The organism is Streptomyces montanus (assembly GCF_005786655.1).
Taxonomy (GTDB): domain Bacteria; phylum Actinomycetota; class Actinomycetes; order Streptomycetales; family Streptomycetaceae; genus Streptomyces; species Streptomyces sporangiiformans.
Genome location: NZ_VBZC01000036.1, coordinates 14,411 through 31,129, shown reverse-complemented (window position 1 = coordinate 31,129; position 16,719 = coordinate 14,411). Strand labels below are relative to the sequence as shown.

Here is a 16,719-nt window from a genome sequence, read left to right as displayed (position 1 = left end):
TGACGGAATTCCGTCACCGGCCTCTTCATGGTGTCACCGGTTCACAGTGTCACTGGCACTGCTGGCCGCTGTTGATGCAGTCGACCACCTTGTTCATCTCCTGCTCGTCGAAGACGTTGATGAAGTCGTTGTGGTCGGTGATCGGCTTGTGCAGCTCCTCGGGGAAACTGTCCACCGCGAACGGGTTCTGTACCTGTCCGTTCTCGATGACCGGGGCCTGAGCGTCGTACACCAGTCGAATCTGCAGCTGGGGGATGGCCTGGAAGCCTTCCTTGCAGCTGCCGTCCTCCTGGACGAAGGACATGTGATCGCGGTGGTTGGCGCTGTCGATGTTCTGGCCGTCCCAGCAGCTCTGGAAGTTGGCCGTCCGCACCACCTGGCTGCCCTCGGGGCAGATCGGGTACTTGTCGCTGATCTGCCTGTCCTCGAAGCCGGTGCAGCTCCAAGAGGCGTTCTCGTTGCCGACGCCGTTGGTGTTGGACTTGGCGTCACCGGTGATGATGCGCAGGAACTTCGGCATCGCGACGACGTCGCTCTGCTTGTTGCCGACGAACTTGATCTCGGCCTCGGCGGGCTCGAGGATCGTGCCGACGTTGCCGTCCGCGCCGCCGCCGCCGTCGTTGGCGTCGAACTCGTCATTGCCGTCCTGCTGGCGAATCACCGGCCAGTAGTACGTCGACTTGTCGGCCTGGTTCTGGCAGGACGTGTCGCCGTTCGCGAGGTCCTCGTCGCTGGCGAAGGCGTCGTTGGCCTGGTTGCCCACGTAGTCGTGCGTGTGGTGGGCGCCGTTGTCGACACCGGGCGCAGCGATCAGGTTGTCGGAGTTGAACAGGTTGTTCGCGTTCGTACCGCACTCCGAGGTGAAGGTGCCCTGCGAGCCGCCTTCCCCGTCCGCGGCCAACCCGTTCGCGGCGTTCCCGGCCGGATCGTTGTTCGGCTGGACCTGGTTGATGTCGATGAAGTCCCCGGCCACCGGGCCTGCGGCCCCGTTGCCGTTGTCACCGACCTGGCCCTGGTCCTGACCACCCTGGTCCTGGCCCTGGTCCTGACCGCCCTGGTCCTGGCCGTCCTGGTTCTGGTCCTGGCCGTCCTGGTTCTGGTCCTGACCCTCCTGGCCCTCACCGGCGGCCGTCTGTGCCTGGTCGGCAGGCTGTCCCTCGCACTCGGCGAGCGACTGCAGATCCTGAGCGTTACCGCCCGCCCTCTGCACGTTGGTGTTGATCCGGTCGAGGGCTGCGGTTCGCTTGCTCTTGAGCGGGCCGAGGATGGAGTTCTGTACGAACCCGGGGTCCTTGGCCGCCGCATCGCGAGTCGAGTTGAGCCGTGCGTACGCCTCGGTGATCTGGCTGTCCATCTTGGCCAGTTCCTCGTCGACGCCCTGGCGTGCACCGTCGGGTACGTCGCTCAGCTTCTGGCCGACGTCCGGGCAGGCGATGGTGGCCATCTGCCCTGCGGCGGTCGTCTGCGCGTTCTGCTGTGAGTTCTCCTCACCCGCCGAAGCGTAGATGTTCGCCGCCAGCAAGCCGCCGCCACCCAGCGCGAGAGCCGCCGATGCGGCTATCGCCCGGTTGGCGAGCGTTGAGCGGCGTTTTCGGTTTGTGCGTCCCATGGAACTCCTCTGGCTTCCTTGCGGGGCTATCGAGGCGCCCGACAGGAGGTGAAGCGGCTCCGTTCAATACGGGAGGGGTTCATGGTGTGTTCAGCGTGGTCAGAAATTGGTGAGAGATTCGTGGCACAATTCCGGCGCAACGGACCCAGAACCCCATGTTTCAACGGCAGTTGAGGGGGAATCATTGAATATCGTTCAGCGGGGCGGACCTTTGTCCGAGGCCTTTTCAGCGGCCCTGATCCAAATACGCGAGAACAGCCAGAACGCGGCGGTTGTCGTCGTCCGACACCTCCAGATCCAGCTTCGCGAAGATGTTGGAGGTGTGTTTGGCGATCGCCCGTTCCGTCACGACCAGTCGCTCCGCGATCGCCGCGTTCGAGCGGCCCTGCGCCATCAGCTCCAGCACCTCCAGCTCGCGCGGCGTCAGCCGGCCCAGCGGCCGGTCGTCCGCCTGACGCCGTGACAGCAGCTGCTGAATCACCTGCGGGTCCATCGCGGTGCCGCCCGCCGCGACCCGGCGCACGGCGTCGATGAACTGTTCCGCGTCGAAGACCCGGTCCTTGAGCAGATAGCCGACCCCGCCCGTCCCGTCGGCGAGCAGCTCACGCGCGTACAGCTGCTCCACGTGCTGCGACAGCACGAGCACCGGCAGCCCCGGCCGCTCGCGCCGCGCCTGCAGCGCGCACTGGAGCCCCTCGTCCGTGTGCGACGGCGGCAGGCGTACGTCCACCACGGCCACGTCCGGAGCCAACTCCGCGAAGGCCCGGGTGAGTTCGGGCCCGCTCTCGACGGCCGCGGCGATCTCGAAGTCGTACGCCTCCAGGAGCCGGACCAGTCCGTCGCGCAGCAGGAACAGGTCTTCGGCTAGGACAACTCGCAAGGAATCTCCATGGTCACCATGGTGGGACCGCCCGCTGGACTGCTGACGGCCAGGACGCCGTCGAATGTACCGAGTCGCCGCTCGACTCCGGAGAGTCCCGAACCCGCGCCGATCGTCGCGCCCCCCTTGCCGTTGTCGGTGACCGAGATCCGCAGCATCCCCCCGGACGCGCGGAGGTACTGCACGTCGACCCAGATCCGGTCCGCGTCCGCGTACTTCACCGCGTTGGTGAGGACCTCGCTCACGGCGAAGTACGCCGCCGACTCCACGGGTGCCCCGGGCCGCCCGGGCAGGTCCACGTCCACCTCGGTGGCCACGGGCATCCGCAGCGCCAACGCCCGTACGGCGTCGCCCAGTCCGCGCTCGGCGAGCACCGGCGGGTGGATGCCGCGGACCAGGTCGCGCAGCTCGGTGAGCGCGTCCGCGGAGGACTTGCGGGCCTGCGCGAGCAACTCCTTGGCCTTCGCCGGGTTCTTCTCGATCAGTGCCTCGATGGTGCCCAGGTCCATGCCCATGGCGACCAGCCGGGCCTGCGCGCCGTCATGCAAGTCCCGTTCGATACGGCGCAGTTCGGCGGCGGAGGTGTCGACGGCGTCGCGCCGGGTCTCGGTGAGTACCCGTACGCGCTCGGCCAGTTCACCCTGATCGCCGGACAACACCGTGCGGGTCAGCAGAAAATGGACGCGCAGGAGGAACGGGACCGTGAAGTAGCCGGTGACGAGGAAGGCGGCGCCCAGTCCGGCCGCGAGCACCGCGCTGCCCTGTCCGCTGATCGGCACGAACGCGTACCACCAGCCGACGTACGTGCCGTCGGTGAAGACCCGCCACAGCCCCGCGGCCAGCGCGAACCCCTCGAACGGGTACAGAAGCAGCGCGGCGGGCAGCACGACGGTCACGAAGCCCGCGGTCATGTCGACCAGCAGCCAGCCCAGGTCCCGCCAGGTCGCCGGATCCCCGAGCATGCGGAAACACCGCGCCCACGGGTTGGCGCCCTTCGGGATCGGCCGGTACGCGGGCGGGATCCGCACCCCGCACCACTGGGCCGCCAGCATGCGCCGCAAGTCCGCGAACGCGCGTACGCCGGTCAGCACCCAGGGTGTCGTGACGATGCCGACGCCCAGCGGGATCAAAGCGATCGACACGACGGACAGCACGAAGAGCGCGGCCGCCCCCGGCAGTGTCACAAAGGCCAGAGCCAGTGCCCGCACCCCGTCGAGCACGACACCACGCGCCCGGCCACCGACATCCTTGGTCTCCCCGCTCTTCGCCTCCATGCCCACAGTCTCACCGACGGTGCCGCCCCGGTCACGGGGCCGAGCCCCCGAACCGGGGTGGTGTCAGCTCCACCCACGGAACGGGGTGGTGCGTCAACCCCCGGCCGGCGGCGCGTACTTGTATCCCACTCGCCGCACCGTCTGGATGGTCCGCCGGTGGTCCGGGCCGAGCTTGCGGCGCAGCCGGGCGACGTGGACGTCCACGGTCCGGCCGTCGCCCACATGCCCGTAGCCCCACACCGTGGTCACCAGCTGGTCGCGGGTGTGCACCCGGTGCGGATGGGCCACGAAGTGGGCGAGCAGCTCGAACTCCAGGTACGTCAGGTCGAGCGGCCGTCCGTCGACCTCGGCGGTACGCCGCGTGGTGTCGACGCGTACGGGGGAGCCGGAGTCGGAGTCCGCGGAATCGCCCCGGCCCCCGTCCGGCACGGCGACCGGCGGGAGGGGCTGCCGGCCGACCTGGTTGGCCTGGTCGGCCTGGTCGGCCGGAACGAGTACCAGGTAGCCGACCATCGGCGGGCGGCCAGGCAGGTTGGGCAGGGTGTGCGGGGGAGCGGGCAGCCACGTGGCGCCCTGCGGCAGGAAGTCCGCCACATCCACCGTTTCGTCCCGGTCGACGGCACGCAGCCGGTGCCGTGCCGAACCGGCGGCAAGGGCGGAGGCAGCGGCAGAGGCCGTTGCGGGGGCGGCGGCGGAGGCAGGGGCAGGGGAGAGGGATCGGGTGTTGGGCATGAGAGGTCAGCTCTTTCGCGCGAGAGGTCGTCTGTGGACGTACGTCGTTGCGCGCCGGCCGAAGGCCGCGTACGGCTCGAGAGAGCCGCGTACGGCTTTAGAGGGCCCGCGCGTTCGTCGCGCGGCAACACACCCGGTCGAAGTCGTGGTGCTGACGGGAGGGCCAGAAGGGCTCGAGGTCATGGCGACCCGTCGCGGTGAACTTCTGGAAGCCGGTCATGTCCCCATTGAAGCAGACGAGGCCTGGGCACAGCCGAACGAGACCGTACCGTCTCGGCAGTTGATACTCGCCGTCCACGGGCGTCGCTCCCCCGCGTTCCCTCCCATCTCAGCCCCTTGCCTCACCCCGTGAGCCGCTTGCGCCAGTCCAGGTCCCGCACCTCGATCGACTTGGCCGGTGAGCCGTCCCACTCCGGGGACAGACCGGCGGCGGTGAGGGCGGCCACGACCTCCCGGCCGATCTCCGCCGTCCCCTCCTCCGAGTCGTCGAACGCGCCGTAGTACAGGGCGAGCCCGTGCCCCTCCGCCGCGCTTTCGGTGCCCTGGTGGTGGAAGAAGACGAAGCCCCTGGCATCCTCCTTGCCGTCCGCCTCGGCATGGATCTCCGACATCCCACAGCTCCGGCAGCAGGTGAAGTCCTCACGGGCGACGATGCCGCCGAGCTCCAGGGCGGCGAAGGCCCGCTCGATGCGGTCCGGGTCGGTCGTGCCGGTCCATGTCGCCTGCTCGTCGAGCCTTTCGAGCCACAGTCGGTTCACGATCTCGCCCGCCTGGGCAGTGGAGAGCGGCGGCTCTTCGTGGCCGTCCCGCATCAGATACACGGTCTCCCGCACGAGCCCCGAGATCCCGAGACAGCCCTCGCGCAGCATCCCGCGCACCACCGCTTCGGCCCGCTCCCGCACCTGAGGGGCGAGCTCCGGTATCTCCTCCCGCGGCCCCGGATCGACCGGCTCCCACACGATCCCCGTGTCCCAGCCGTCCGTCTGCCGGGCCCAGCCCACGACGGCGTCCCCCACCCGCTCCGGATCCGTGAGATGCGTACCGAAGAACTCGTCCTCGCCGAGCCGGTGTTCGAGCCGGTAGTCCTCGCCCTCCTCGTGCCACACCTGGGCGAAGACGGACGGGCGGTCCGGTATCCGCTGCACCACGAGGAAGCGGTCGCCGCTGCCCCCGATGCGGTGCACCAGCTCGCGCAGTCGCTCCGCCGCGATCCGCGCGTGCGTCTGCCCGTTCTCCGTCTCGACCTTGATCGCAAGCATGGCACCACCATGGCACGCACCACTGACAACGAGGGGCGCCCGGCTGACAACGCAGGGGCGCCCGACTCACAACGAAAGGGCGCCCGCCGAAACCGGCGGGCGCCCCTGCGGAGTGCGTACGGATCAGACCTGGCCGGCCTTGTCCAGGGCAGTGCAGCAGGTGTCGACGATCAGTCGCGTCACCACGTACGGGTCGACGTTGGCGTTCGGACGGCGGTCCTCGATGTAGCCCTTGCCGTCCTTCTCGACCTGCCACGGGATGCGGACCGAGGCACCGCGGTTCGAGACGCCGTACGAGTACTCGTTCCACGGGGCGGTCTCGTGCAGACCGGTCAGACGGTCGTCGATGCCGGCACCGTAGTTCTTGACGTGGTCGAGCGGCTTGGAGCCCTCACCCAGCGACTCGCACGCGGTGATGATCGCGTCGTAGCCCTCGCGCATCGCCTTCGTGGAGAAGTTGGTGTGCGCGCCGGCGCCGTTCCAGTCGCCCTTCACCGGCTTCGGGTCCAGCGTCGCGGAGACGCCGAAGTCCTCAGCGGTGCGGTAGAGCAGCCAGCGGGCCACCCACAGCTGGTCGGCGACGTCCAGCGGCGCCAGCGGACCGACCTGGAACTCCCACTGACCGGGCATGACCTCGGCGTTGATGCCGGAGATGCCCAGACCCGCCTTGAGGCAGTTCTCCAGGTGGGCCTCGACGACATCACGGCCGAAGATCTCGTCGGCGCCGACACCGCAGTAGTAGCCGCCCTGCGGGGCCGGGAAGCCGCCCTCCGGGAAGCCGAGCGGACGCGAGCCGTCGAAGAAGGTGTACTCCTGCTCGATGCCGAAGATCGGCTCCTGCGCGGCGAACTTCTCCGCGACCTCGGTCAGCGTGGCACGCGTGTTGGACGCGTGCGGCGTCATGTCGATGTTGAGGACCTCGCACAGCACCAGCACGTCGTCGCCGCCGCGGATCGGGTCCGGACAGGTGAAGACCGGCTTGAGCACGCAGTCGGAGGCGTGGCCCTCGGCCTGGTTCGTGGAAGACCCGTCGAAGCCCCAGATCGGCAGCTCGGCACCCTTGGCGTCGTCGGCCAGAATCTTCGTCTTCGAACGCAGCTTGGCCGTCGGCTCGGTGCCGTCGATCCAGATGTACTCAGCCTTGAAGGTCACGGGCCACATCCTTCGGGGGTGGGTCTTGATTGCACGGTTCGTTGCGGGTGCGCGCGGCGCGGCGGCACTGGAACGCCACGGGACGGGAGAAGCCTGTCAACAGGGCATTTCCCGACCATTGCCCGACTGTGAACCCCGTGTTACCTGGTGCTTTCCGTGCCGCGCCTCACCCCCGGAGGGGATGGGTCCTCGAAGGGCGTGCACGAGCAGGACCCATCCCCGACCCCGTCAGCCCACCTTCTCGATGCGCGCGTTGCGGATCAGGAACTTCCCGGGCTCACGGACCTGCTCGAACGCCGCGTCGTTCAGCAGGGCGCAGCTGCCGGAGACCGAAGTGACCTCCACGGTGGTGGACTTGTCGTTGTCCAGGTTCGTGACCTTCAGCTTCGTACCGGCCGGGAACTGATTGCTGGACGCGGCCGGGGCGCCCGCCTCTCCGGAGAGGGTGACGGTCGAACCGGCACACACCTGCTCCCCGCCGGCGGTACCGGAGTCGGCACCGGACTCGGCACCGGAATCGGCAGCGGCCGGCGAAGGCTGCTGCGCCGCCGGGTCGGCCGAGGAGCCCTCGGCCGACCCCGACTCGCCGACCGTGCACCCGGAGGCCTCCTGCTTGCGCTTGATTTCCGCGATGACCGCCTCCCGGTTGGCGATCCGTGCCTCCGACTGCGCGTCCGGGTTGGCACGCTGTCCCTCGATGAACTTCTCGTTGTTCCCGAGCGCCGTGGCCAGTCCGTCGCAGACGGCGGAGGACTCCGACTGTCCGACCGGCGCGGCGTTCGAGGTGGCCGCCAGGGCGAAGGCCCCGCCTCCTGCCATCGCCGCGGCGCTCACCCACAACACGAGCTTCTTCTTCGGGCCGAGGGTTCTTCTGCGTGACACAGTGCGCCTCCTGTCTCCGGCCGCCCCGGTGGCGACCGGTCGTGAGTGGGGAGTACGCCGCTATGTACGAGATACCGAACGGAGTTACTCAGCGGTTAACACGAGTCACTCATGTAACGCAGGTCACACAGAGGTCGAGGCGGCTCAGCCGTCCTCATGGGCGACGACCTTGTCGTTGACGTATTGCAGCAGCCCCTCCGTCTGCTGGGTGAGCGCCTTCTCGCGCGTCTCGGCGCCGTCTGCCCACTGGCCGTTCGCGAAGACGACGGACCGCACCGTCATGAGCCGCCGGAACACCCCGGCCGAGCCGGGCGGCACGGTCGGCATCCCCGCCTCCGGGGGAGGATCGAGCGACACCACCTGATACGTCACCGGATCCATGGAGGCCATCGCGAACACCCGCGAGGCGTCCTCGACCCGCCGGAAACTCAACACGGTCACCGTCACCTGCGAACGCCGGTCGGCATCCGTGAACAGCGCGGCGGTGAGCCGAGCGCACTCCTCGCCCTGTTCGATGAGCGCGGCGAGCTCCGGCGACATCCCGCGCGCGCAGTCGGTCGTCGTGGCCCGGTCCACGCGCTGGTACGTCGCCCCGTCCTTCAGACGGACGCTCGTCTCCGGGAAGGCCTGCTCGGGACGCACGATGGGCCGCTTGAGCAGCGACGGCAGAGACGAGGGTGCCCCGGACGGCGGATCGATCACCACGGACGGAACGGCCGACACGGCCGACGTACTGGAAGAGGAGGCGGCGGCGGGAGCCGCCACCTCCTCCTCACTGTCACCGCTCCCCATGTACACAGCGCCCCCGGCCGCGACCACCGCCACGAGCACGACCCCCACCGCGCTCCCGACCGCGAGCCGGGTTCTCCGTCTTCTTCGTATCCGCTCCTGCTCGGCCACCCACTGGGCATAGGGGTCGGGCGGTCCGTACGGCTGGGCGTAGGGGTCGGGCGGCCCGTAGGGCATTCCTTGATCACCAAAGGTCATGGCGGCGGAGAATAACAGCGCGACCCACTTACTATCCGGTCACCCGACAAAGGGCCGGCTACCGGGACAGAGCGTCCCGTACCGTCTCATCCGTACGAGCCACGACGGCGGTTCCGTCCTCCGCCGTGATGATCGGCCGCTGGATGAGCCGGGGGTGTTCCGCCAGGGCCCTGATCCACTTCTCGCGCGAGCCGGCATCGCGAGCCCATTCCTTCACACCGAGCTCTTTCGCCTCGGCCTCCTGGGTCCTCGTGATGTCCCAGGGCTCCAGCCCCAACCGTGTCAGGACCTCACGGATCTCGTCCTCGGTCGGTACGTCTTCCAGATACCGACGCACCGTATACGAGGCACCCTCCTCGTCCAGCAACTTGAGGGCGCCGCGGCACTTCGAACAGGCCGGGTTGATCCAGATCTCCATGCCGCACAAGGTACAGAACCGCGGGTCCGGGCGGCATGCCGCCCGGACCCGCACCCGCACCCGCACCCGCACTGATCGGACCGTCAGCGGCCCATCAGCGCGAAGACGCCCCAGCCGAGGTATTCGCGCTCGTAGCGCGTGTAGCGGGCGGGGGCGGTGGCCAGCTCGGCCCGCACCTCGGCGGCCAGTTCGTCGCCGGGGTTCTGGTCGAGCCAGCGGCGGAGGTTGTGCCACTGTGCCGCCCGGTACCGGTCCCAGCTGTCCTGATCGGCCAGCACCATCTCCACGGTGTCGTACCCGAGGCGGCCGAACTGCTCGATCAGCTCCGGCAGCGTCCCGAAGTCGGATGCGCTGTCGGCGTGGCAGGCCTGGACGGTTTCCTGGTCCGGCGGTGCCTGGCGCCAGTACGGCTCGCCGATCAGCATCAGGCCGCCGGGGCGCAGGCTGCGGCCCAGCAGCTCGACCGTTCCGGCCGCGCCGCCGCCGATCCAGGTGGCACCGATGCACGCGGCGAGATCGACCGGCTCGTCCGCGACGTACCCGGTGGCATCGTCATGGGCGAACGCGACCCGGTCGGCGACGCCCAGTTCGGCCGCGCGGGCGCGCGCCTTGGCGATGAACCGCGTGCTGATGTCCACACCGGTCCCGGTGATGCGATGATCCCGCGCCCAGGTGCACAGCAACTCGCCCGATCCGCTTGCGAGGTCGAGTGTGCGCGTCCCGGGTGCCAGGTTCAGTGCCTGGCCCAGGGTGGCGAGCTTGTCACTGGTGAACGGGTTGTGGATGCGGTGACTGCTTTCGCGAATGGTGAAGATGCGTGGAAGATCCACAGGAGTGATTCCTTGGGTTCGATGAGGTCATGGCCTGCGTGGAGGGCAGCCGGCCGTAGCCGGACGCCGTTGCCTGGACCGTCATCAAATGCACCCTGTCAGGACGTGTGGACCTTCAACTCGGGGGAGGCTAGAGCCCTCTGAGTATCCGTGTCCATCGATTTTGGTCAGTGTCACCGGTGGTGGATCGCCGTACCCGCCGAGGGCTCTGTTCGATTTATGGTCCGCCTCTTCCGCACCTCGCCGCACTGTTGTGACAGCTTGTCAATTCGCGCTCTGTACTGGGGCTTTGTTGGCCTTCGTGGACCCTCTGGATGTCAGTGGCGGGCGCTAAACTGGAAGCAGTGTTCGAGGGGGTCGACGGATGGCTCCCTGACCGCGACAGGAGGATGCCCGTGCCCGCTGCCGCACTCCGCCCGCTGCCCACCCAGTCCACATCCAAGAGGGCCGTTCTGCTGGAACTGCCCTACGAGCCCGTCGAGAAGCGTCCGCTCCCGCCGGGGCGCCCGCGTGAGTGGTACATCACGCACAACCGCCGTCTCAAGGCGATGCGGCTTGCCATCGCTCTCCTGGACTCCGGTGTCTACATGCCCAACCAGGCTCGCAACGAGAGGATCCGCAGCACGGCCGAACTCATCGGCGTCCACCCGCCGTCGGACACGACCTGCCACATGGTCCGAGCGCTGATGCGCTACGCCCGCTGACGCCTCCGGCGGTGTGTCGGGTGCCGGCCGCGCTCGGGGTGGCCGGCACCTGGTGGGTGGGGCGGGTTTCGATTTCCCCGACCCCACCCCTTCCCGAAACAGGGGGCTCCGCCCCCAGGCACCCAGACCCCCGGCTCGTATGTCGGCTGCGGGTCGGTTGTGGCTGGTCGCGCCCACGCGGCGGAGCCGCATAGGTCACAGCCCCGCGCCCCCGGAGGCGCGCGCCCGCCCATATTCGTTTCCTCCGGGCAGGGGTCACCCGGCATCCTGAGGGCTACTCTCAAGCCACCCTATGGACCGGCACCCGGAGACTGTCATGGGTACCTTGATCATTCTGGCGATCCTTGTTCTGGTCGTCATGGGCTTCAACAACCCCCTCTGGTGGATGGCCGCGGCCGCGCTGCTCTACCTGCACCTCCGCTACGGCAGCACCGGACAGTCCTCGTCGGCCGGCGGTTCCTCGGGGTCCTCGGCCCGCTTCGACGACAGCTACCGCGCGTACCGGGACCGCCGTGACCGCCAGGCCAAGTGGGAGCGCCGCTACCGCCGCGAACGCCCCTGGGCGGGCCGCCAGCCGAAGGGCCGCTGACCGGGCCGGGCCGCCGACCCGGGCTCCTAGGGCCTGTGTCGAAAGTGGCGCCTGCCGGCCGACGCCTGGCACGCACTCTCGCCGCACCGGGCGAAAGCCCAAGTACGTCCAGTACGAGGGCTTCCGCCCGGCACGCCGAGAGCACGCACCAGACGCCGCCCGGCCCGCCCTTCGGGCGGACGACGCCACTTTCGACACAGGCCCTAGGTCCCGTCGGCCCGGCCCAAGCCCGGCGCACCCCAGATCGGGAACCAGCGGCCCAGGTCCTGCTCCACCCGCAGGTCGTTCACCAGTACGGCTCTGACCTGCAACTCCAACGCGTTGTCGCGCCGCTCGCCGCCGCCCGGCAGCGGCGCGAAGGGGTAGAAGGTACCGCGCTTGTAGAGATAGACGAGACCGAGCGGCCGCCCCTCGCCGTCCTGGAAGCCGGCCACCGAGCACAGCAGCTGGGGCCCGAAGCCACTGCTCTCCAGGGCACTGTTCACCGCGTGCAGATCACCGACGAGCGCGGGCAGATCCTCCGGCTTCCGCCGCGAGACCAGCCACGTGTACCCGTAGTCGTCCCGGCTCACCTCCACCGGCGGCCCGCTCCGCCCGGCATCCGAGTCCAGCAGCGCCCGCACTTCCTGACGTACGTCGTCGAAGGCGGCCCCCTCGACGGTCGCGAAGCACACCGCACCGTGCCCGGTCGGTGTGAACCCGGCCGCCGCCTCCAGAGTGATGGCGGCCGACGGCAGCCCGAAGAGCTGATCGAGATCGGGCGCGACCGGCTTGCTGCGGCCCAGCAGGATGTCCAGGAGCCCCATGCTCAGCCCGCCTGCCCGGAGGTCGGTGTCTGACCCAGCTCGCCGGAGATACGGCCGAGTTGCTCAAGCCGCTGCTCCAGGCTGGGGTGGGTGGAGAAGAGCCGCTGGAGGCCGGGCGTGGCACCCAGCGCGGGCGTGAAGTAGAAGGCGTTGAAGGCCTGCGCGGTCCGCAGATCGCGGGTGGGGATCTTGGCGATGTCCCCGCTGAGCTTGGTCAGCGCGGAGGCCAGCGCCGAGGGCCGGCCGGTGAGCATGGCTCCGGCGCGGTCGGCGGCAAGCTCCCGGTAGCGGGACAGCGCCCGAATGAGGACGAAACTGATCGAGTAGACGGCCACGGAGACCGCCATCACCGCCATCAGCACGACGGCCGTGTTCTGATCCCTGCGCGCCCCGCCGAATATCTGCGAGTAGAACGTGAACCGCACCACCAGCCCCGCGATCACCCCGAGGAACGAGGCCACGGTGATCACCGCGACATCGCGGTGCGCCACATGCGACAGCTCGTGCGCGAGCACACCCTCCAGCTCGGCGGGCTCCAGCCGTCGCAGCAGTCCGGTCGTCACACAGACCACCGCGTGATCCGCGTTGCGCCCGGTGGCGAAGGCGTTCGGCATCTCCATGTCGGACACGGCGACGACGGGCTTCGGCATGTCCGCGGTCGCGCACAGCCGGTCGATCACACCGTGCAGCTGTGGATACTCCTCGCGCTCGACGACCCGGCCCCGCATCGCGAACAGCGCGATCCGATCCGAGAACCAGTACTGCGCGCCGAGCAGCGCCGCCGCGATCACCACGACCAGCACCCACGACTTCAGCAGCACGATCAACGCGGCGACGAACCCCACGTACAGAAGCCCGAGCAGGAACAGCGTGGCCCCCATCCGCATGGTCAACCGCCGGTCGGGCTGGAAACGGCTCCGCATCACGATCACCCCATCCATCGGGCACTCGTCCCGCCCTCCATTGTGCTCCGACCGCTTCCAAAGAACGGGAGCCGTTTGCCCATGATCGGACCCTGTTCGCCCCCACGAGAGGCAAAGAACGACGGATCGACGGAATGGCGGGTCGACGAAATGGCGGGTCGATGGAACGACGGGATGGCGAAAACGACGGAGCCCCGCCACTGCCGGTGAGGCGATGGCGGGGCTCTGAAGCCGAAGGGCTTACGCGTCGACCATGTCGATCACACGTCGAAGTAGAGCTCGAACTCGTGCGGGTGCGGACGCAGCTGGAGCGGAGCGATCTCGTTCGTGCGCTTGTAGTCGATCCACGTCTCGATCAGGTCGGACGTGAAGACGTCGCCCTGGAGCAGGAACTCGTGGTCGGCCTCAAGCGAGTCGAGGACGGCCGGGAGCGAGGTGGGGACCTGCGCGACGCCCGCGTGCTCCTCGGGAGCCAGCTCGTAGAGGTCCTTGTCGATCGGCTCGGCCGGCTCGATCTTGTTCTTGATGCCGTCCAGGCCGGCCAGCATCAGGGCCGAGAACGTGAGGTACGGGTTGCCGGAGGAGTCCGGGGCGCGGAACTCGACGCGCTTGGCCTTCGGGTTCGAGCCCGTGATCGGGATACGCATGGCCGCGGAGCGGTTGCGCTGCGAGTAGACCAGGTTGATCGGGGCCTCGAAGCCGGGGACCAGGCGGTGGTACGAGTTCACCGTCGGGTTGGTGAAGGCCAGCAGCGACGGGGCGTGCTTGAGGATGCCGCCGATGTAGAAGCGGGCGGTGTCCGAGAGGCCCGCGTAACCCTGCTCGTCGTAGAAGAGCGGGGAGCCGCCCTGCCACAGCGACTGGTGGACGTGCATACCGGAGCCGTTGTCACCGAAGATCGGCTTCGGCATGAAGGTCGCGGTCTTGCCGTTGCGCCAGGCGACGTTCTTCACGATGTACTTGAAGAGCTGGAGGTCGTCGGCGGCGGCGAGCAGCGTGTTGAACTTGTAGTTGATCTCGGCCTGGCCTGCGGTGCCCACCTCGTGGTGCTGGCGCTCGACCTGGAGACCGGAGTTGTTCAGCTCGAGGCTGATCTCGGCGCGCAGGTCGGCGAAGTGGTCGACCGGCGGGGTCGGGAAGTAACCGCCCTTGTAGCGGACCTTGTAGCCGCGGTTGTCCTCCACAGCACCGGTGTTCCAGGCGCCGGCCTCGGAGTCGATGTGGTAGAAGGACTCGTTCGCGCTGGTGGAGAAACGCGCGCTGTCGAAGACGTAGAACTCGGCCTCGGGACCGAAGTACGCGGTGTCGGCGATGCCCGTCGAGGCGAGGTACGCCTCCGCCTTCTTCGCCACGTTGCGCGGGTCACGGGAGTACTGCTCGCCCGTGATCGGGTCGTGGATGAAGAAGTTGATGTTGACCGTCTTGTCGCGGCGGAACGGGTCGATGCGCGCGGTGGACAGGTCTGCGCGGAGCGCCATGTCGGACTCGTGGATGGCCTGGAAGCCGCGGATCGAGGAGCCGTCGAAGGCCAGTTCCTCGCTCGGGTCGAAGGCCTCTGCCGGCACCGTGAAGTGCTGCATCACGCCAGGCAGGTCGCAGAAGCGGACGTCGACGAACTTGACGTCCTCGTCCGCGATGAACTTCTTGGCCTCGTCGGCGTTCTGGAACATCCAGCTCCTCCTACTCCCGACCGTTGTGGACCGGGGTGGTAGTTCGTTCGTGCGGCCAGTGCGGTGGCACACGCTGAGCCCGACAATAGGGACGGGTGGTTTCTCTGACGTGACTCATTTGTTTCGCCCAAGTTAACCGACCCCCGGCCCCTGTGACCCCACCTGCCCGCATGTCGAAACGGGAGCAGTACCTTGTACGGGTGGACAACAGGCGAGCAATCGGATCGTGGCTCTCCGGACCGCGTGCGGCCGCGGAGGAAGCCGGTGCCGACTTCGGATACCGCGGCGAGCAGCTGGGCCTGCCCGAGTCGGGGCCAGGGTCGATCGCCCGGCCGGGACGACGCCTCGGCGCCCTCGCCGTCGACTGGGCCCTGTGCCTCCTGATCGCATACGGGCTGCTCACTGACGGCTACAACCAGGCGACCGGCAACTGGGCGCTGCTCATCTTCTTCGTACTGGGCGTCCTGACCGTCGGAACGATCGGCTTCACCCCGGGCAAGCGCCTGTTCGGCCTCCGGGTGGTCACCGAGGCCGGCGGCATCAGCCCGCTCCGCGCCCTCGTGCGCACGGCCCTCCTGTGCGTCGCCATCCCGGCCCTGATCTGGGACCGGGACGGCAGGGGCCTGCACGACCGCTTGGCGCGCACGGTCGAGGTCCGGATCTGAAGGATCTGAACCAGCTGGTGCGACCATGACGAGGGGCGCCCCGGAACCGCGAGGTTCCGGGGCGCCCCCATGTACAGGTGGCCGGCTGCATGTGGCCGGCTGAGCCGAGCGGCAGCGCTATCGCATCTTCGGGCCGCCGCGCGGCATCCGCATCCCCTTGGGCATCGGGCCCTTCGGCAGCGGCATGTTGCTCATCAGGTCGCCCAGGGCGCGCAGCCGGTCGTTGGTCGCGGTGACCTGAGGGCCGGTCAGGACGCGGGGAAGCTTCAGCATCGTCGTGCGGAGCTTCTTGAGCTCGACCTGGCCCTCGCCGGTCCCGACGAGGAGATCATGCACGGGTACGTCCGCGACGATGCGGGCCATCTTCTTCTTCTCGGCGGCCAGCAGGCCCTTCACCCGGTTCGGGTTGCCCTCGGCGATCAGTACGATGCCCGCCTTGCCGACCGCCCGGTGCACCACGTCCTGGCTGCGGTTCATCGCCACCGCCGGGGTCGTCGTCCAGCCGCGCCCGATGTTGTCGAGCACCGCGGCCGCCGCGCCAGGCTGGCCCTCCATCTGCCCGAAGGCGGCACGCTCGGCCCGGCGTCCGAAGACGATCGCCATCGCGAGGAAGGCGAGCAGGAGGCCGAGAATGCCGAGATATACCGGGTGACCGATCAAGAAACCGATCGCGAGGAAGACACCGAGGGTGACGATTCCGACAGCCGCGAGTACAAGACCGATCTTGGAGTCGGCCTTGCGGGTCATCTTGTAGGTCAGGGCGATCTGCTTGAGTCGCCCGGGGTTCGCAGCGTCCGCTGCGGTTTCCTTCCTCGCCATGCGGTGAAGTCTACGTGGCGCGGGAAGTGCCGACGACGGCGGTGCCGGTCGGACTTTCGTCGTCACGGGCGGGTGATGAGCGACTGCTCCAGGATGAGCTGCGCCTCGACCCGGTCCTTGGCGCGGCGGCGGTCCTCCAGGACGGAGGTCCAGGCGTTACGGCGGGCGGTGCGCTGGCCGCCGCTCATGAGGAGCGATTCGACGGCACGGAGTGCATCGGTGAACGACGGAATCGCTGTGGCGCGTACGGGCGCGGCCTGCATGATGGGGGTCCCCTCGGGATGGTGGCGTCGGAGTGCGGGTGTACGTGGCGTGAGTCCAGCGTCACTGATTGGTGTTACCAGGGCGTGACCGGCCGGTCAAACGCCAGTGAAGCCTTGCTATGCAGCCTCAAAACGCCGACGCGGCCCTGATGGTGGCCCCTATCTGCGGGGACGGTCAGGACCGCGTCGTATCGGCCACTACTCGGGGGTAGCTTCTTGTGCGCAGTTTCACACACCTGAATGGCACTGCGTGCCAC

General features: G+C 68.6%; 19 protein-coding genes. 3 read left to right on the top strand and 16 right to left on the bottom strand.

The features are described from left to right. Window positions 1–49: 49 nt before the first annotated feature. From FE633_RS28730 to FE633_RS28685, 11 genes are all read right to left on the bottom strand, one after another. Window positions 50–1,609, bottom strand: coding sequence for a DUF1996 domain-containing protein (locus FE633_RS28730; protein WP_138048090.1), 1,560 nt, complete (start codon window positions 1,607–1,609; stop codon window positions 50–52). Window positions 1,610–1,835: 226 nt separating this feature from the next. Then, entirely contained in the window at window positions 1,836–2,489 is a 654-nt protein-coding gene (locus tag FE633_RS28725; RefSeq protein ID WP_138048089.1) for a LuxR C-terminal-related transcriptional regulator, read from the bottom strand. Beyond that, window positions 2,474–3,763 carry a sensor histidine kinase gene (locus FE633_RS28720; protein WP_138048088.1) on the bottom strand — a complete coding sequence of 430 codons (1,290 nt, stop codon included), beginning with the start codon at window positions 3,761–3,763 and terminating at the stop codon, window positions 2,474–2,476. The genes FE633_RS28725 and FE633_RS28720 overlap by 16 nt, the downstream gene beginning before the upstream one ends. A gap of 93 nt (window positions 3,764–3,856) precedes the next feature. Then, the gene (locus FE633_RS28715; protein ID WP_138048087.1) at window positions 3,857–4,495 is read right to left on the bottom strand and encodes a winged helix-turn-helix domain-containing protein; all 639 of its coding nucleotides are present in this window, start codon (window positions 4,493–4,495) and stop codon (window positions 3,857–3,859) included. A gap of 97 nt (window positions 4,496–4,592) precedes the next feature. Next, window positions 4,593–4,715 carry a hypothetical protein gene (locus FE633_RS49315; protein ID WP_276147137.1) on the bottom strand — a complete coding sequence of 41 codons (123 nt, stop codon included), beginning with the start codon at window positions 4,713–4,715 and terminating at the stop codon, window positions 4,593–4,595. A gap of 121 nt (window positions 4,716–4,836) precedes the next feature. Continuing rightward, window positions 4,837–5,754, bottom strand: a complete 918-nt coding sequence (locus tag FE633_RS28710) for a DUF6891 domain-containing protein (protein ID WP_138048086.1) — start codon at window positions 5,752–5,754, stop codon at window positions 4,837–4,839. Between the two features lie 123 nt (window positions 5,755–5,877). Next, complete coding sequence (gene glnII, locus FE633_RS28705) at window positions 5,878–6,906, bottom strand: glutamine synthetase (RefSeq protein WP_119100652.1); 1,029 nt, start codon at window positions 6,904–6,906, stop codon at window positions 5,878–5,880. Between the two features lie 228 nt (window positions 6,907–7,134). Beyond that, on the bottom strand, window positions 7,135–7,788 hold the full coding sequence (locus FE633_RS28700; protein ID WP_138048085.1) for an RlpA-like double-psi beta-barrel domain-containing protein: 654 nt from the start codon (window positions 7,786–7,788) through the stop codon (window positions 7,135–7,137). A gap of 144 nt (window positions 7,789–7,932) precedes the next feature. Continuing rightward, window positions 7,933–8,775 carry a hypothetical protein gene (locus tag FE633_RS28695; RefSeq protein WP_138048084.1) on the bottom strand — a complete coding sequence of 281 codons (843 nt, stop codon included), beginning with the start codon at window positions 8,773–8,775 and terminating at the stop codon, window positions 7,933–7,935. A 58-nt stretch (window positions 8,776–8,833) separates the two neighbouring features. Continuing rightward, window positions 8,834–9,193 (bottom strand): arsenate reductase family protein, encoded by a 360-nt coding sequence (locus FE633_RS28690; RefSeq protein ID WP_171060160.1) that lies wholly within the window; start codon window positions 9,191–9,193, stop codon window positions 8,834–8,836. Window positions 9,194–9,276: 83 nt separating this feature from the next. After that, entirely contained in the window at window positions 9,277–10,023 is a 747-nt protein-coding gene (locus FE633_RS28685) for an SAM-dependent methyltransferase (protein WP_138048083.1), read from the bottom strand. Between the two features lie 395 nt (window positions 10,024–10,418). On the opposite strand from FE633_RS28685, the gene FE633_RS28680 reads away from it, so the two are divergent. Both FE633_RS28680 and FE633_RS28675 read left to right on the top strand, forming a co-directional pair. Further along, entirely contained in the window at window positions 10,419–10,727 is a 309-nt protein-coding gene (locus FE633_RS28680; RefSeq protein ID WP_138048082.1) for a hypothetical protein, read from the top strand. 316 nt (window positions 10,728–11,043) lie between these two features. Continuing rightward, complete coding sequence (locus tag FE633_RS28675; protein WP_119100658.1) at window positions 11,044–11,316, top strand: hypothetical protein; 273 nt, start codon at window positions 11,044–11,046, stop codon at window positions 11,314–11,316. A gap of 203 nt (window positions 11,317–11,519) precedes the next feature. Here the strand turns inward: FE633_RS28675 and pspAB are convergent, their stop codons facing one another. The 3 genes from pspAB to glnA all read right to left on the bottom strand — a co-directional run bounded on the left by pspAB (window position 11,520) and on the right by glnA (window position 14,715). After that, window positions 11,520–12,122 (bottom strand): PspA-associated protein PspAB, encoded by a 603-nt coding sequence (gene pspAB, locus FE633_RS28665; protein ID WP_138048081.1) that lies wholly within the window; start codon window positions 12,120–12,122, stop codon window positions 11,520–11,522. Window positions 12,123–12,124: 2 nt separating this feature from the next. Next, the gene (gene htpX, locus FE633_RS28660; RefSeq protein ID WP_138048137.1) at window positions 12,125–13,045 is read right to left on the bottom strand and encodes a zinc metalloprotease HtpX; all 921 of its coding nucleotides are present in this window, start codon (window positions 13,043–13,045) and stop codon (window positions 12,125–12,127) included. A 260-nt stretch (window positions 13,046–13,305) separates the two neighbouring features. Next, window positions 13,306–14,715, bottom strand: a complete 1,410-nt coding sequence (glnA, locus tag FE633_RS28655) for a type I glutamate--ammonia ligase (RefSeq protein ID WP_138048080.1) — start codon at window positions 14,713–14,715, stop codon at window positions 13,306–13,308. A gap of 200 nt (window positions 14,716–14,915) precedes the next feature. On the opposite strand from glnA, the gene FE633_RS28650 reads away from it, so the two are divergent. Next, window positions 14,916–15,380 (top strand): RDD family protein, encoded by a 465-nt coding sequence (locus FE633_RS28650; RefSeq protein WP_138048079.1) that lies wholly within the window; start codon window positions 14,916–14,918, stop codon window positions 15,378–15,380. A 117-nt stretch (window positions 15,381–15,497) separates the two neighbouring features. On the opposite strand, the gene FE633_RS28645 is transcribed toward FE633_RS28650, so the two are convergent. Together FE633_RS28645 and FE633_RS28640 are read right to left on the bottom strand one after the other, a co-directional pair. After that, window positions 15,498–16,199, bottom strand: a complete 702-nt coding sequence (locus tag FE633_RS28645; protein WP_138048078.1) for a DUF4191 domain-containing protein — start codon at window positions 16,197–16,199, stop codon at window positions 15,498–15,500. A gap of 62 nt (window positions 16,200–16,261) precedes the next feature. After that, the gene (locus tag FE633_RS28640; protein WP_138048077.1) at window positions 16,262–16,462 is read right to left on the bottom strand and encodes an SCO2195 family GlnR-regulated protein; all 201 of its coding nucleotides are present in this window, start codon (window positions 16,460–16,462) and stop codon (window positions 16,262–16,264) included. Between the last annotated feature and the right edge of the window lie 257 nt (window positions 16,463–16,719).

Bases quoted from the DNA above. Each gene is read 5' to 3' on its own strand.
- FE633_RS28730 (WP_138048090.1), bottom strand. From the start codon at position 1,609: ATGGGACGCACAAACCGAAAACGCCGCTCAACGCTCGCCAACCGGGCG.
- FE633_RS28695 (WP_138048084.1), bottom strand. From the start codon at position 8,775: ATGACCTTTGGTGATCAAGGAATGCCCTACGGGCCGCCCGACCCCTAC.
- htpX (WP_138048137.1), bottom strand. From the start codon at position 13,045: ATGCGGAGCCGTTTCCAGCCCGACCGGCGGTTGACCATGCGGATGGGG.
- FE633_RS28715 (WP_138048087.1), bottom strand. From the start codon at position 4,495: ATGCCCAACACCCGATCCCTCTCCCCTGCCCCTGCCTCCGCCGCCGCC.
- FE633_RS28720 (WP_138048088.1), bottom strand. From the start codon at position 3,763: ATGGAGGCGAAGAGCGGGGAGACCAAGGATGTCGGTGGCCGGGCGCGT.
- glnA (WP_138048080.1), bottom strand. From the start codon at position 14,715: ATGTTCCAGAACGCCGACGAGGCCAAGAAGTTCATCGCGGACGAGGAC.
- FE633_RS28640 (WP_138048077.1), bottom strand. From the start codon at position 16,462: ATGCAGGCCGCGCCCGTACGCGCCACAGCGATTCCGTCGTTCACCGAT.
- pspAB (WP_138048081.1), bottom strand. From the start codon at position 12,122: ATGGGGCTCCTGGACATCCTGCTGGGCCGCAGCAAGCCGGTCGCGCCC.
- FE633_RS28675 (WP_119100658.1), top strand. From the start codon at position 11,044: ATGGGTACCTTGATCATTCTGGCGATCCTTGTTCTGGTCGTCATGGGC.
- FE633_RS28710 (WP_138048086.1), bottom strand. From the start codon at position 5,754: ATGCTTGCGATCAAGGTCGAGACGGAGAACGGGCAGACGCACGCGCGG.
- FE633_RS49315 (WP_276147137.1), bottom strand. From the start codon at position 4,715: ATGACCGGCTTCCAGAAGTTCACCGCGACGGGTCGCCATGACCTCGAG.
- FE633_RS28645 (WP_138048078.1), bottom strand. From the start codon at position 16,199: ATGGCGAGGAAGGAAACCGCAGCGGACGCTGCGAACCCCGGGCGACTC.
- FE633_RS28690 (WP_171060160.1), bottom strand. From the start codon at position 9,193: ATGGAGATCTGGATCAACCCGGCCTGTTCGAAGTGCCGCGGCGCCCTC.